The organism is Butyrivibrio sp. NC2002 (assembly GCF_000702265.1).
Lineage (GTDB): Bacteria > Bacillota > Clostridia > Lachnospirales > Lachnospiraceae > Butyrivibrio.
Genome location: NZ_JNKZ01000004.1, coordinates 712,395 through 727,456 on the forward strand (window position 1 = coordinate 712,395; position 15,062 = coordinate 727,456).

At 38.5% G+C, this 15,062-nt stretch carries 16 protein-coding genes, 1 tRNA gene and 1 rRNA gene; all 18 read left to right on the forward strand.

Features of this window, described 5'->3' with window-relative positions; all coding sequences use genetic code 11:
• Positions 1 to 176 precede the first annotated feature (176 nt).
• Positions 177 to 599, forward strand: coding sequence for a prepilin peptidase (locus tag T543_RS03265; protein WP_035765676.1), 423 nt, complete (start codon positions 177 to 179; stop codon positions 597 to 599).
• 12 nt (positions 600 to 611) lie between these two features.
• Positions 612 to 1,682, forward strand: coding sequence for a P-loop NTPase family protein (locus T543_RS03270; RefSeq protein ID WP_035765678.1), 1,071 nt, complete (start codon positions 612 to 614; stop codon positions 1,680 to 1,682).
• Complete coding sequence (locus tag T543_RS03275) at positions 1,672 to 2,892, forward strand: CpaF family protein (protein WP_035765680.1); 1,221 nt, start codon at positions 1,672 to 1,674, stop codon at positions 2,890 to 2,892. The genes T543_RS03270 and T543_RS03275 overlap by 11 nt, the downstream gene beginning before the upstream one ends.
• 82 nt (positions 2,893 to 2,974) lie before the next feature.
• Entirely contained in the window at positions 2,975 to 3,607 is a 633-nt protein-coding gene (locus tag T543_RS03280; protein WP_051638492.1) for a type II secretion system F family protein, read from the forward strand.
• Positions 3,608 to 3,627: 20 nt separating this feature from the next.
• Positions 3,628 to 5,097 carry an immunoglobulin-like domain-containing protein gene (locus tag T543_RS03285; RefSeq protein ID WP_035765683.1) on the forward strand — a complete coding sequence of 490 codons (1,470 nt, stop codon included), beginning with the start codon at positions 3,628 to 3,630 and terminating at the stop codon, positions 5,095 to 5,097.
• Positions 5,098 to 5,233: 136 nt separating this feature from the next.
• A complete protein-coding gene (locus T543_RS03290; protein WP_155843144.1) occupies positions 5,234 to 5,404 on the forward strand; it encodes a Flp1 family type IVb pilin in 171 nt (56 codons plus the stop codon).
• 94 nt (positions 5,405 to 5,498) lie between these two features.
• Complete coding sequence (locus T543_RS03295; RefSeq protein WP_035765688.1) at positions 5,499 to 6,815, forward strand: DUF5702 domain-containing protein; 1,317 nt, start codon at positions 5,499 to 5,501, stop codon at positions 6,813 to 6,815.
• A 244-nt stretch (positions 6,816 to 7,059) separates the two neighbouring features.
• Positions 7,060 to 7,809: a hypothetical protein gene (locus T543_RS15005; RefSeq protein ID WP_155843130.1), complete on the forward strand. Its 750-nt coding sequence runs from the start codon at positions 7,060 to 7,062 to the stop codon at positions 7,807 to 7,809.
• A 16-nt stretch (positions 7,810 to 7,825) separates the two neighbouring features.
• Entirely contained in the window at positions 7,826 to 8,290 is a 465-nt protein-coding gene (locus T543_RS03305) for a prepilin peptidase (protein WP_035765690.1), read from the forward strand.
• A complete protein-coding gene (locus tag T543_RS03310) occupies positions 8,277 to 8,771 on the forward strand; it encodes a hypothetical protein (RefSeq protein ID WP_035765692.1) in 495 nt (164 codons plus the stop codon). Before T543_RS03305 ends, T543_RS03310 begins: the two co-directional genes overlap by 14 nt.
• Before the next feature lie 20 nt (positions 8,772 to 8,791).
• The gene (locus T543_RS03315; RefSeq protein ID WP_035765694.1) at positions 8,792 to 10,105 is read left to right on the forward strand and encodes a DUF6382 domain-containing protein; all 1,314 of its coding nucleotides are present in this window, start codon (positions 8,792 to 8,794) and stop codon (positions 10,103 to 10,105) included.
• Between the two features lie 64 nt (positions 10,106 to 10,169).
• Positions 10,170 to 11,171, forward strand: coding sequence for an SCP2 sterol-binding domain-containing protein (locus T543_RS03320; RefSeq protein ID WP_035765696.1), 1,002 nt, complete (start codon positions 10,170 to 10,172; stop codon positions 11,169 to 11,171).
• A gap of 2 nt (positions 11,172 to 11,173) precedes the next feature.
• Positions 11,174 to 11,812, forward strand: coding sequence for a rhomboid family intramembrane serine protease (locus T543_RS03325; protein ID WP_035765699.1), 639 nt, complete (start codon positions 11,174 to 11,176; stop codon positions 11,810 to 11,812).
• Positions 11,809 to 12,216: an HIT family protein gene (locus T543_RS03330; RefSeq protein WP_035765701.1), complete on the forward strand. Its 408-nt coding sequence runs from the start codon at positions 11,809 to 11,811 to the stop codon at positions 12,214 to 12,216. The genes T543_RS03325 and T543_RS03330 overlap by 4 nt, the downstream gene beginning before the upstream one ends.
• Positions 12,217 to 12,260: 44 nt before the next feature.
• Complete coding sequence (locus T543_RS03335) at positions 12,261 to 13,103, forward strand: fumarate hydratase (RefSeq protein WP_330369953.1); 843 nt, start codon at positions 12,261 to 12,263, stop codon at positions 13,101 to 13,103.
• A 28-nt stretch (positions 13,104 to 13,131) separates the two neighbouring features.
• The gene (locus T543_RS03340) at positions 13,132 to 13,707 is read left to right on the forward strand and encodes a Fe-S-containing hydro-lyase (protein ID WP_051638494.1); all 576 of its coding nucleotides are present in this window, start codon (positions 13,132 to 13,134) and stop codon (positions 13,705 to 13,707) included.
• 133 nt (positions 13,708 to 13,840) lie between these two features.
• Positions 13,841 to 13,928 (forward strand) — tRNA-Ser (locus T543_RS03345).
• An 808-nt stretch (positions 13,929 to 14,736) separates the two neighbouring features.
• Positions 14,737 to 15,062, forward strand: a 16S ribosomal RNA gene (locus tag T543_RS03350); the annotation flags it as partial.

Consider the following 15,062-nt stretch of genomic DNA (forward strand, 5'->3'; position numbering starts at 1 on the left):
TTGACCGCTGATATTATCGTCAACGTTGCAAATCGCAGCAAACAATTTCCCGGGATGAGCCGGCAGGCGTTCGCCTTATTAACCGATACAAGTCTGATGTATGCAGTCGCGTATGCCGGCTTATCCGTATGTTCTAATGAACACCCAAATAGATTTTTAAAATAGAGAGGTAGTTTATGGCAATAAAGGTTTTATATTTTCTGTTATCAGGTTCTGTTCTTACAGACATTTTAAAAAACAAAATATTCAATGCATGGCTTTTGATATATGCAGGTATAGGGCTTGCGCTTGCGGCAGCAGGACATGGTCCTGACAAAATACCTGTGGTGCTTTTAAAAATGCTTATAACTTTTGTGATAGGAATTTTCCTTTATTTTTTGAAAGCCCTTGGCGGCGGAGACATAAAACTGTTTATAGTAATTTCAATGTTTTTAACAATCGAAGAGCTGGCGCTCACATTTATTCTGTCTATGGTATTTGCTCTTGTCATAGGAATTCCCAAAATGATAATCGATAGAAAACTTCATCAGACAATACACTTTGCACTTCCGGTGCTTCTAAGTGTGCTCCTGGTGACTTACAATTCAATGCTTATGTGAGGTTAATACAATATGAGAAACAATCTGTTTATATGTGACAATGATGAAAAATACTGCTTAAGGCTTTATGGCTACTTAAAAGAAAAAATGAGCATGACCTTTGATATACAGGGATTTACAGATATAGATGAGATCCTTCAAAAAACGGAGATGGCAAAAGAGGCAGTCCTTGTAGTATCTGAGAATATGCTCTCAAATAATGAATCAGCAGCAAAAATCTTTGAGCTTATTAAAAATATTATCATCCTTGATGAAAACTGTGAAATGCTGGTGGAAGAGCCGGGTGCGCCATACGGCGAAGAAACACGAAATATCAAACATATAAGTAAGTACCAAAGCTGCGAGAGGATCGCGCAAAGCATTCTTGATATGTGTCTTAAAAATCCGGATATTTCCGGAAAACTTAGCTTTTCAGAGCGAAGTTTAAACATAATCAGCTTCTATACACCTGTAAAAACAATATATCAGACAGACATCTCACTTTTGTTTGCAGAACTTGTTTCAGGCCAGATGAATGAAGATAAGACATTGTTTATGACAACAGATTGCATTTGCTCTTTTAAGGACATTATTGCAAGAGATGATGAAGAGACAATTGCTGACCTTATCTACTATGCAGAATGTGAAAAGCAGTATTTAGCCAAGTTTTCAATGTATCTTGAAAAAATCAGAAAGAAAATAGGAAATACTTATTACATACCTGCGGTAAAAAACGGCAAGGACCTAAGAGGAGTAAAAGAAGACTCCTTTAGGGGACTTATTTCAAACATAGAGAAATGCGGCATATATGATAATCTCGTGATCGACCTTTCGGAAGGAACGGATGGATTTTTAAGTATTGTGCGCAATTCAAGCTTTCACATTGTGCTCAAAGATAGCTCGGAATATGGACAAAGAGCGATAAATGCATATAAAGAAGAACTAAAGCTGCTCGATGGTTTTGATATGGAAAAGCTGATAGAAGAGGACATAACAAGTATTAATGAAAAGCTCCCGTCAAAGAAAAATGAAGAATATACGGCAGCAAAGATTTTAAGCAAATATAAGAAATGCACCAGAGGAATGCGAACTAATGAAAAATGATGAATTAAGAAAAAAGATCAAAGAGAAGATACTCTCTGAAATTGATTTTTCAAAAGACATTGATGATGAAGAGATGCTTCTTAGGATAGACAGAAATATCCTAAATACTTGCAGAACAGAGAACATCTCAATAGAAGAAAAGGTCAGACTAAGAAGAGACATTTTCTATTCAATAAGAAAGCTCGATGTGCTTCAAAACCTTGTGGATGACAAAGATGTAACGGAAATAATGGTAAACGGAACAGATAACATTTTTGTAGAAAAAAACGGCAGGCTATCACGCTACGATATGCATTTTGAGTCGAAAGAAAAACTTGAAGATGTGATCCAGCAGATAGTCAGCAAATGCAACAGAGTCGTAAATGAATCATCTCCTATTGTGGATGCAAGACTTGAAAATGGATCCCGAGTTAATGTGGTTCTTAGTCCTGTCGCGTTAAACGGACCGATAGTTACTATAAGGCGTTTTCCCGATAGCCCGATAAACATGAAAAAGCTGATCGAAATAGGATCAATACCTGCGGACGTATCGGAGTTTTTACAAAAGATGGTTGTAGCAGGATATAACATTTTTATTTCAGGTGGAACCGGATCAGGTAAGACCACATTTCTAAACGCACTTTCAGACAGTATTCCAAGAGATGAGAGAGTAATAACAATTGAAGATAATGCTGAGCTTCAGATTTTGCATGTGCCGAATCTGGTACGACTTGAGACCAGAAATGCCAATGTAGAGGGTTGCAAGGAGATAACGGTAAGGGACCTTATAAAGTCATCGCTTAGAATGAGACCGGACAGACTGATCGTTGGTGAGGTAAGAGGTGAGGAATGTATCGACATGCTACAAGCTATGAATACCGGCCATATTTCGATGTCAACGGGCCATGCTAATTCTTCAAAGGATATGCTGTCAAGACTTGAGACTATGGTACTGATGGGAATGGAGCTGCCGCTTCCTGCGGTAAGGGGGCAGATAGCATCCGGGATCGACATCATAGTTCAGCTTGGAAGACTTAGGGATAAAACAAGAAAACTATTGGAAGTATCGGAAGTTACAGGAGAAATAGTTGATAGCAGGATAGAAATACGTCCTCTCTATTCATTTAGAGAAACGGGGACAGATACGGAGGGAAGAATAAAAGGAGAGTGGATAAAAGAAAATGAACTTTACTGTACTTCAAAACTTGAAGCAGCGGGCATTAGCCTGTAAGCCCAAAATTACGGATATCCCGCTGTTTGCAAAAAATATTCTTATCTTATGCGCAATAGCGTATTTATTCTATGGGAATCTAATGTCATCTGTTTTTATCCTTCCATTGTCATTTCCTTGGTTTGTTCTCGAAAAAGAAAAGAGTAGAAGAAGTGAAAATCATGAACTCGGAATCCAGTTCAGGGATGCAATGATGGCAGTATCCACTGCGCAAAAAGCGGGATATTCAATAGAAAACTCTTTTCACGAGGCTAAAGCAGACATGATCCTTTTGTATGGAAGAAGAGCACCTATCTGCAGAGAACTTAGCAGGATTGAGCAGGGAATAAAAAACAATGTAACTGTTGAAACCATGATAAGACAATTGGGAAAAAGAACAGATAACAAAGATATTGAAGAGTTTGCGGGAGTTTTTGCTGTTGCTAAAAGAAGCGGCGGAAACATGACTGAAACAATTGAAAGATGCGTTGAAGTTATCTCAGAGAAAATGGAAGTTGAGAGCGAAATAGAAGTATTAATCGCAGCAAAGAAAATGGAGGCCAGGATCATGGAAATAGTTCCATTTGGGATAATGGCTTATGTTGGTCTTACAAATCCGGGATTCTTTGAACCCTTGTACGGAAATCTTTTCGGAGTATGTGTGATGACAGCCTGCCTTTTTATCTATATCTTTGCATATCTTCTTTCCGAAAAAATAGTAACTATCGAAATCTAATAAAAAAGAAAGGGAATTAAATGATAGCAATTGTATATCTGATAATTCCTGTATATACGCTGCTTCTATTTATCCTATCACAGGATGAACAACTTCCGGATGACCTTACAGAAAAGGGTCTGCAGAGAAGATTTGAGAAGATAGCAGCGCTTATATACAGAAAATTCCTTGAAAAAAGCAGATTATATAAATCATCTGTAAGGAAGCGGAAAGTCAGAGAAGAACTAAAGATACTTGATTATGAAAAAGATACTAATGAACTGGTAAGAGGATATTACATAAGGAAGATCAGCCTCGTTCTTGAACTTTTGATCGTCGGATCCATACTTGCCGCCATAAGCAGTTATCAGGCAGCAGGCAGCAGGATTATAGAAGACAATACCATAGTCAGAAAAGATTATGACATGGGAGATAAAAGGGTAGATCTCGTGGCATTTTCAGGAAGCGGAACACAGGTTGGCGACTTTGAAGTAAGTGTTTCAGAGCGCCTCTACAATGAAAATGAAGCAAATAAGCTTTTCAAAAAGATGGCAGAAGAAATCCCCGGTATCATTAAGGGAGAAAACAAAAGTCTTGAAAAGGTCACAACGGACCTTAAACTTGTAGAAAAAATAAACGGGTATCCATTCACACTTGTATGGAAAAGTGATGACTTCGACCTTGTACATTCTGATGGAAAGGTAACTAATGAAGCGGTAGAAGGAAGCGGAAAAATAGTAATGCTTACCTGCACCGCAATGTACAACGATAAGAAGTGGGAAAACACATACAATGTTAACGTATGTCCTAAAGAGCGCTCACTTGGAGATGAGCTTATACAAAATATTCAAAAAGAGCTGAACAAGGCAGAGCAGGAAAGCCGCCAGGATGAGAACTTCAAGCTTCCAGGCAGAGTTGATGATGTGGATATTATCTGGCAGAAAAAATCTGAAGATAACAGCATGATACTCTTAATGCTAATTCTTACTGCGGGATGTGCGATATTTATAGCAAAAGATAAAGAAGTCTCCAAAAAAGTAGAGGAGCGGAAAAAGAGTCTCCTTCTTGAGTATCCTAAATTCATTTCAAGACTTGTCCTATATATGGGGGCAGGAATGTCTGTCAGAGGAATTCTCCGAAAATTTTCAGATGAATATAAAAACGAAAAGAGTCTTACAGGGAAAACAAGTTTTCTCTATGAGGAAATCTGTAAGTGCTGCAATGAGCTGGACAGCGGCCTGTCAGAACTTTCAGTTTATGAGAGATTTGGTATCAGATGCCAGGTTGTGCAGTACACAAGGCTTGTAACACTTCTTTCCCAGAATCTGAAAAAAGGAAACAGTGAACTTTTAACTGTACTTAGAGAAGAAGCCAAAAAAGCGACCAAAGAAAGAATGTCGTACGCAAGAAAAATGGGAGAGGAAGCCGGAACAAAGCTGCTTCTTCCAATGGTAATGATGCTTGTGATCGTAATGGTCGTCATCATGATTCCGGCATATCTGTCATTTTGAAAACATAGGTGTAATCACCACTGGTGTTACATATAGATCAATAATTTTTTAGGAGGAAAAAATGAAAACAAAAGTAACAAACAAATTAAGAAAAATCGAGGAAGGCATGATCATTTTAAAGCATAAAGCACTTGGAATGCTAAGTGATTTTGTAAATGATGAAAGCGGAATGGGTACAGTCGAGGTTATCCTTATAATCGTGGTGCTCATCGGACTTGTAATTGTGTTTAAGCAGCAGATTGACGGCCTTGTCGAAAACATTTTTAAGACAATTAAAAGTGATACAAAATCGATCACAGGAATGTAACGCATACCTGAGTGTATATTTGTCACTATCTTTGTCCATCATTTTAACCCTTATAATGACGCTTTTTGGAGGCGCACGGATTGGGGCTATAAAGATGAAAACAGAGTTGGTGACAGATATAGCCATGAATTCGGTATTAGGAGAGTATAATACCAAACTATTCGAAAAGTACGGCCTTTTATTTGTAGACACATCCTATGGCGGAGGACAAGGCAACATAGAGAATGTAAATGAGCACTTAAGAAAGTACTTTTCCAAAAATTTTGAGCTTTCTCCCATGGGTACTCTCTTTGGCAGAAGCACGATGATGAAGACCTCTCTTGAGAATGTGGACATAACAGGTTATTCCCTTGCAACAGATGGTGATGTTTTTAAGAGGCAGGTAATAACTTACATGGAATCTGATCTCATAGGAGGAGCAGCTAAGAAAGTCAGAGAAAATGCACAAAAGCTTAAAGATAGTGGTTATGAAGAAATAGATGTAGAAGAGGCAGCGAGGGAAAACGAGCAGGAAATAAGCGGCTCATACTATGAAGACACTGATGGCGACGGAGAGTCAGAAGAATATGAGATAGACAACCCGGCAGGAAGTGTCACATCGCAAAAAAGCATAGGAATTCTCTCACTTGCAGCTCCTTCTTTTGACGATATTTCATCAAAGGCTATAAATTCGGAAAATCTTGCTTCTAACAGGAAGTTAAAAAGAGGAACCGGGCTCGATGAGGATTTTCAAGTCAAATTTAAAGAAAAGCTTTTATTTGATGAGTATATATTTGAAAAGTGCGGTTATTACGGAAATGAAGGCACAGACAGCGCACTTGATTATGAGCTTGAATACATATTTGCCGGAAAAGACAGTGATTATAAGAATCTTGAGGCTGTCGTAAACAGACTCTTCTTTATAAGAGAAGCATCAAATTATGTATATCTTTTATCTGATGAAAAGAAAAAGGAAGAGGCTAAAACTCTGGCACTGACAGCATCCGCGCTTTTGTTTTCCCCCGAACTTGAAGAGCCTATGACTTATGCGATCATCTTTGCATGGACTTTTGCTGAGTCAATCTCTGATCTAAGGATCCTTCTTTCAGGAGGAAAGGTACCTCTTGTAAAAACAGAAGAGAGCTGGAATATTTCAATCGGGAATCTGCTTAATTTCAGAAACAATCTGAAAAACAAAAAAGGAAGCGGCTTTAGTTATGGGGACTATCTTAAAATGCTGGTTTTTCTTAAATCTGATAAAGATAAAACCATGAGAATGATGGACGTAGTCGAGATGAATATCAGAAAAACCAAAGGAAATGCCGGATTTAGACTGGACAACTGCATAGATGTCTATAGAGCCAGATTTACAGTAAAGGGATTTTTTTCTCAAAACATGGTCATCGAGCGAATATACGGGTATGAAATGTAAATAAATAATATAAAGAAGTTAGTGGAAAAGATGTCTTTTCAGGAAACTGCAGATGACGGCCTTTTCCTTGATAAAAATCTAAAAAACTAATATGGAAAAATATAAAGAAATCAAAAACAAAACAAGAAAACTAAAAACAATAAAATTCTGTAATAAAAAATTATTCATTTTGAAAGGAATGCTTCTCCGGGCAAAAAAAGGGAAGAGGCTGTCATCTGCAGCTTCTATAACAGTTGAGGCATCTTTGGTTCTTCCACTATTTATATTCTTCTTTGTAAATATTCTTGGAGCATTTGACATTCTGAAGCTTCAATGTGATATGGAGGCTGCTCTTCATCAAACAGGAAGTGAAATAATGGAATCGGCTGGAATTCTTCGTCATATTAAGGAAGGTGAAGAACCCGGTGTTATAAAAGGCGCTTTAAGCGCAGCTTATGCAGGGAAAAGGGTCAGGGATTATCTGGGCGAAGAATACCTTGATAACAGCTGCGTTGTAAACAAGTCATCCGGTCTGTCCTTTGCGGAATCAGCGTTCTTATCTGACGGAGATATTATTGATATCGTAGCTTCTTACAAGGTTCATCCCATTCTGGGAATTGTAGAATTCACAAATTTTCCTATGGAATCAAGATTTTACGGTCACGCATTTACCGGTTATAACGGCGATGCAAAGGCGGAGGATTCAAGTAAAGAGGAGGAAATGGTCTATGTTACAGAACACGGCAGTGTGTATCATAGGAGCCTTTCCTGCTCGCATCTTAATTTCTCGGTAAGAGCGGTTGATTTTAAAAATGTATCGTCTCAAAGGAATGTAGACAGATGCAAGTATTACCAGTGTGAATACTGCAAAAAGGCAACCGGCGGAACGGTTTTTATAACAGATTACGGAAATAGATATCATACAAATGTCAATTGCTCCGGCCTTAAAAGGACGATTTTTACAATACCAATCTCGCAGGCCCATGGAAAGGGACCCTGCAGTGAATGCGGCTAATGAGAGGAGATTTATTATGCAGTCACTTACTAATGCATTTAGCACTGTATGTGTTTTTCAATTAGCAGTAATGGCTATTCTTTTAGCTTGCGCTATAGAGGATATAAAAAGAAAGAGAATCTCGGTAATATATCCTGCAGTGCTTTTTGCACTTATACTTATATTTCAGCTATACCTGGTATACGAAAAAAGATTTGATATAAAATTGCTTGCTATTTCCCTTATCCCCGGGATTGTGATGCTTATTTTATCTTTCTTATCGGACAGATCACTTGGAGCAGGAGATGGAATAATGACATTATTTATGGGTCCTATTCTTGGCGCCCGGGTAACATTTTTCGCAATAGTCATCGCGCTTTTTTTGTCAGCATTTGTCAGCGGTTTTTTGATCATATTTAAAAAGGCAAAGAAAACAGAAAGCTTTGCATTTATACCATGCATTTTAATTGGAGTAGGGGTATCGATATATGCGTTTTGCTAATAGACAAAGACGATCATTAAAGACACAAATCCCTGCATACATGTCTGTAGAAGCTTCTTTTGTTGTTCCCACTGCAATCCTTATCATTGCATTTATCATTTACCTTGCCTTTTTCATGTATGCAAGGTGCATATTGTCGCAGGATCTCTACCTTATAGGATTTAGGGCATCTGCTTATTATGAAGATCAAGGCTATAATAGCGCGGCAGATTATGCAGAGGATAGGAAAACTGCTCAGTTTAAAAACAAATACTTTGGGAGCAGCATTCCCGAAACCAAGGTAACAACTAAGGGACGGGATATTTTTATTGAAGGAAAAATAACTACAGGTCACAGGGCTCTTGGAAGCTATTTTAAGAAACTTGAAGATAAATGGGAGTTTACCCAAAAGGCAAGGATAAGAGATACCGATCCGAGAGAAAAGCTTCGGAAGCTGAAAAGACTTAAAGATATTGCAGAGCTTGCAGGAAAAAGAAAATAGAAACACTATTTGGAGGAAAGATGGAATTTAGGTTTTACAGAGAATTGAAACATAACTATTTTGTGATAGATGCAGATGAAGAAGACCTTTCTGATTATCAGTACAAGATGCTGGAAAATAATAAGGTAAATGGGATTATTCCACTTGATTTAAGGCGCATGGACAACAGATGCGCTTTTTATTACGAAATAGATTCAAAGCAGAGTATGTCTGTAAGATATCAGACAGAGAAAATGGGTTACGATAAGGTGATGGTGTTTTTGCAGGACTACATTGAAACCTGTAAAAATCTTGAGGAATATCTACTTGATGATAAATGTCTCATCGTCAATGAAGACTTTATATTTGAGGATTTACCTACCGGAAAGTTTTTCTTCATATACAAATTAGGAGGAGATGAATGCAGCAAGGATTTAGGAAGCCTTTTGATCGACCTTACCGACTTATCAGATGAAAAAGCATCCGACCTTGTATACGACATATGCGACATTACAAAAGAAGTATTTTCCTATCATTCATTGGAACAAATTATAAATAAACAAAAAGGCTATATTTCGGATGACATTTTTGAAGAAGATGAAGAGCATAATGTTAAAGTTATGCCTCGGGAAGGTGATTCCACACAGAACTATGCTTTCGATGGATATTTAGATGAAAATGATAACGATGATTACGAAAAGAGCTTTGAAGCATATCCTGATACATCAAAAAAGAGCAGGAAATTTCAGCTATCAGGACGATTGTCATTTCTTCTTGGCGGATTGTTTCTAATAGTAGCAGGAGCACTTATTTATCTGAGGATATTTTTCTACCTCACATACGAAGAGGGACTTATCGACCTTGGAACATTTATGGTTTCGATCATGATGTCTCTTATCTGCTTTATTCAGGGATTTAGAAAAAAGCCAAGGAAAGATGTACTCGAAGATAAATATGAGGATGACGAAGATATAACGGATAGTGACCAGGATCTTTATTCTGACAACGAATATGATGACGAAGAAACGGTTCTTTTGGGATTTGACCTCTCAGAGCCCCAAAGGACCCTGCGAGGCATTGATGAAATGGAGGGTACGGTTTTCCACCTTAATGACAATGAAATGACAATAGGTAAGAACCCTGCAGGCAATGACTTTTCTATAAAAGAGCCTACTGTATCCAGGATGCATGCACGTCTTTTTTGGGAAGATAATGATAACGAGTATTCAATATGCGATGCCGGATCAAAAAACGGGACATTTGTAAACGGAAGAAAGCTTCAAAAAAATAAGAAAAGACTCCTCAAAAAAGGGGACAAGGTTTCTTTTGGAAAGTGCTCTTTTGCATATATTTAAAGCAAATATGAAATTCCAAAGTGTGGTATAATAAGCATTATTTTATAATCCATGGGGGCTCTGTATGAAAATTAATATATATTATGGCGGCAGGGGGATAATCGACGATCCGACTCTCTATGTTATTTCCAGAATGAGTGATGTTTTTAAAGAATTAAATGTTCAGGTTGAGCAGTTTAATCTGTTTGAGCAAAAGAACGGAATAACTGCACTTCCTGCGACTTTGAAAAATGCTGATGGAGTGATCCTTGCTTCAACTGTTGAATGGTTTGGAGTAGGAGGCTATATCCATCAGTTTCTTGATGCTTGCTGGCTTTATGGGGACAAGAATAAATTATCTGGTCTTTACATGGCTCCGGTTGTCATGTCAACAACACACGGTGAACGTGAAGGAATGATGGAGCTTTCAAGCGCATGGGAGATACTCGGAGGAATTCCTTTAGACGGACTTTGCGGGTATATAGCAGATTTTTCATCTTTTGAAAGTAATGACAGTTATAAGAACCTTATCGAGAAAAAGGCTGAAAACATATACAGAAGCATGAGCCAGAAGATGGAATCGCTTCCTACAAGTAATCAGGCGGTAGAGCATGCTGTTTCAAAAACGAAGATGAATGATTTTACTCCGCAGGAAACGGAAGCCCTTTCAAGATATATCTCCAACGAAGAATACGTTCAGAAGCAGAAAGAAGATATTCAGGAACTGAGCAGCATTTTCAGGAATAAAATGGACAAGGAGCATGCCGCTGAGCACACAGAAGACTTTATAAGCAGCTTAAAGAGCCATTTTAAGCCTGTGGCAGGACTTCATGCGGTTTATCAGATAACACTTCTTGATCAGATAAAGGACAGAGATATAAACATAAAAATAGAAAACAGCGCTATAGAAATTAAGCTTGGAGAGGCAGCAGGCTGTGACGTTCATGCTTCTTTAAATACTGATGTGCTCGAGCAGATAACATCCGGAAGAATGACATTCCAGAGAGCTTTCATGGAGGGGAATCTAAAAATGAAGGGAGACTTCAAACTGCTGAGAAATATGGATCAGCTGTTTGATTTTAAATAATTTTGGGAGATTATACAGAAGTTTTTTGGACGAGGCAAAAGAGACTGCTTCTGACATCGTACGTAAACCTGGCATTTGTGATCATAAATGTTCTGGTATATCTGGCCACATATATCTTTGGAGATGCGATATATGAATATGGAACAAACTATTATATAAGAGTTGTTGACATGGACGAGTATTATAGGCTCTTTACATGTATGTTCATACACTTTACCGCGGATCATCTTTTCAGTAATATGCTGGTTCTTTTGTTTATAGGTGCCAATGTGGAGCACGATATAGGGCATATAGAATATTTTATTCTATATATAGCTTCCGGGATAATTGCAAGCATAGTCAGTACCATAAGTAATTTAAAAACAATGCACTATGACCTTTCCTATGGAGCAAGCGGAGCTGTATATGGAATTATGGGTGCAATTGTAGTCATTGCTTTATTTGGCAGAAAAAAACTCGCTTCAGGAAAGAACTTCCTAATAAGGGTTTTTGTTGTTATTGCGTTAAACATTTATGACAGCGTGATAAATACGAGAGTTGACGGCGCAGCACACATTGGTGGTCTTGTAGCCGGAATCATAATCACGCTTTTTATAACACTTATTTTCATGAAAGAATACACGATGGAGGAATGGGTATGACAGATTCAAACTGCATTTTCTGCAAACTAGCAAATGGGGTATTTCCCACAAATAAGATTTATGAGGACGATAACTTTACAGTAATCCTTGATAACGGTCCTGCAACTAAGGGACACGCACTGATCCTTCCCAAGGAGCATTATGAAAATATCTATGAACTTCCGGAAGAAACAGCTGCAGAAGCAATGAAACTTGCTAAGAAGCTTTCTATAAAGCTTAAAGAGAGACTTTCTGCTGATGGTATTAACCTTGTTCAGAATAATGGAGAATGCGCCGGACAGACAGTAAATCATTTTCATCTTCATGTGATTCCCAGATACAAGGATGACAATCAACACATATTATGGAAACCTACACAGCCAACAGATGAAGAATTAAAAGCTATTTGCAAAAAGCTTCAATGATTCTATTATTTCACTGATCACATGTAACATGGATGGAAAAATTGATGCGTTCTATTAATGTAAAAGAAATTGTAGAGGCAGTCAGAAACCTCTGCATAGATGCGAATTATACACTCACAGATGATATGAAAAATGCGCTTAAAAGGGGCATGGAAGAAGAGAAATCTCCTTTAGGCAGGAAAATATTAAGCCAGCTTCAGGAAAACCTTAAAATAGCCCGGGAAGGCCAAATACCTATATGTCAGGATACAGGTATGGCCGTGTTTTTTATAGAAGTAGGTCAGGACGTACATATAGAGGGAGGCCTTCTTACAGATGCTGTAAATGAAGGTGTCCGCCGTGGCTATACAGAAGGATACTTAAGAAAATCTGTAGTATCGGATCCTCTTATCAGAAACAATACAGGTGATAACACACCTGCTGTCATTCACTATGATATAGTGGAGGGAGATAAGCTAAAGATAACTATAGCTCCCAAAGGATTTGGGTCAGAGAATATGAGCAGAGTATTCATGCTTAAACCCGCAGACGGGGAGGAAGGCGTGAAACAGGCAATTGTTCAGGCAGTTAAAGATGCCGGTCCCAACGCATGTCCTCCTATGGTAATAGGAGTTGGCATCGGAGGAACCTTCGAAAAATGCGCCCTTTTGGCCAAAAAAGCACTTACTCGTGAAGTAGGAGTGCATTCTGACATCCCTTATGTGAAAAAGATGGAAGAAGAAGTACTTGCGACAATTAATAAAACAGGTATTGGTCCCGGCGGACTTGGTGGAAGCACAACTGCTCTTGCAGTAAATATAGACACCTATGCTACGCATATAGCAGGTCTTCCTGTTGCGGTAAATATCTGCTGTCATGTAAACAGACACAGAACCGCGATTTTATAATCGATGATCACAGATTGAGAGGTATCTGATGGATTACAAACTAAGTGCGCCCTTCGACAGGGAGATTATCAAAAAGCTTCATATAGGAGATATGGTTTACATATCGGGAATTATATATACTGCAAGAGATGCAGCGCATAAAAGAATGCAGGATACTCTTGATAGAGGAGAAAAGCTTCCGATAGAAATAGATGGGAATGTTATATACTACATGGGACCTTCACCTGCCAGAGAAGGAAGACCAATAGGCTCTGCGGGACCGACAACAGCAAGCAGAATGGACAAATATGCTCCGAATTTGCTCGATCTTGGACTTGCCGGAATGATTGGAAAAGGAAAAAGATCACCTGAAGTTATTGAAGCTATAAAAAGAAACAAGGCAGTGTACCTTGCAGCAATAGGAGGAGCAGGAGCTCTTCTTTCCAATGCTATAGTGAAGTCCGATATAGTTGCTTATGATGATCTGGGAACAGAGGCAATAAGACAGCTTACAGTAGAGGATTTTCCTGCTATAGTAGTCGTTGACTCAGAAGGAAATAATTTATACGAAACCGCTATAAATGAATTTTTGAATGATTATGGCAAATCAGAAATTGTAGAATGATTTCTGACTATTTCTGACTATTTGGAAAAGACTGGTTGACAATGCAATATTACATCTGTATAATTACTTTTGCGTTAGAGATATTTATGATAATGCATACAACCAAATACCATTTGGTAGAGGGTTCAGACATGGAGTAATACTCAAGTGGCTGAAGAGGCGCCCCTGCTAAGGGTGTAGACCGTTCACGCGGTGCGAGGGTTCAAATCCCTCTTACTCCGTTCAAAATTTTTCCCGGCTTATGGCCGGGATTTTTTGTTGAATAGGAAATTTCTCCGAAATTCCTATTCAATAAAAAACGCTCCGCGAGGATGCGCACTCGCGCGAAAGGAAAATGTTGCATTTTGCAACCGCGCTCGGCGCGAGAATGTCGCGAGCGACATTCTTTTCTTATTGAAAAAAGAATTTCCCAAGCAAATCCTTCTTACTAAAAATCTGAAGAACTAAAATCCATAAGATAAAAATGATCACAAAGCTTTATTTCATTAATTGGATGAATGAGTAGTAACAAATAGATAATATATATGGAAGATCAGGCTGGCCTTGAGTGAATTTATATAAAATATATACAATTAAAACAATTAAGGCTTTTTTTATAGGAAAGGAAAGAACAAAAGTGGCTGAAAAGCCAATAAAACAGCGGCTTTTTTAAAATTTTTATAAAAATCAAAAAAAATTTAAAAAAATTGTTGACACATAAGGGGGTGAATGGTATATTTATATTCGCTCGCTGCGAGTGATAAGCGGTCTGACCGGAAGGGATCAGCGCTGTTGTTCAAAAGAGAGTAAAAAGACAAATAAAAAAGTGCTTGACAAAAAGCCTGCTAAATGATATCCTATCAGAGTTGCGGCTGACAAGCCAAGACACAAAAGCACATTGACAATAAAATAGTAATGCAACCCTGAAAATTCCATTAAAGAATATTCAGAGAACAAAACCTAACAAAGGTAAAACGGACAGAACAAAGCCAAGCTTTAGTTCTGGTCAGACGAACGATCAAATCACCGAAAGGTGAAGAGATAGATTTTTAACGTGAGAGTTCGATCCTGGCTCAGGATGAACGCTGGCGGCGTGCCTAACACATGCAAGTCGAACGGAGATTTAACGCTGCAGAGACTTCGGTCAAAGCTTGTTAGATCTTAGTGGCGGACGGGTGAGTAACGCGTGGGCAACCTGCCTCGTACTGGGGGATAACAGTTGGAAACGACTGTTAATACCGCATAAGCGCACAGTGTCGCATGACACAGTGTGAAAAACTCCGGTGGTACGAGATGGGCCCGCGTCAGATTAGCTAGTTGGTGAGGTAACGGCTCACCAAGGCGACGATCTGTAGCCGGACTGAGAGGTCGGACGG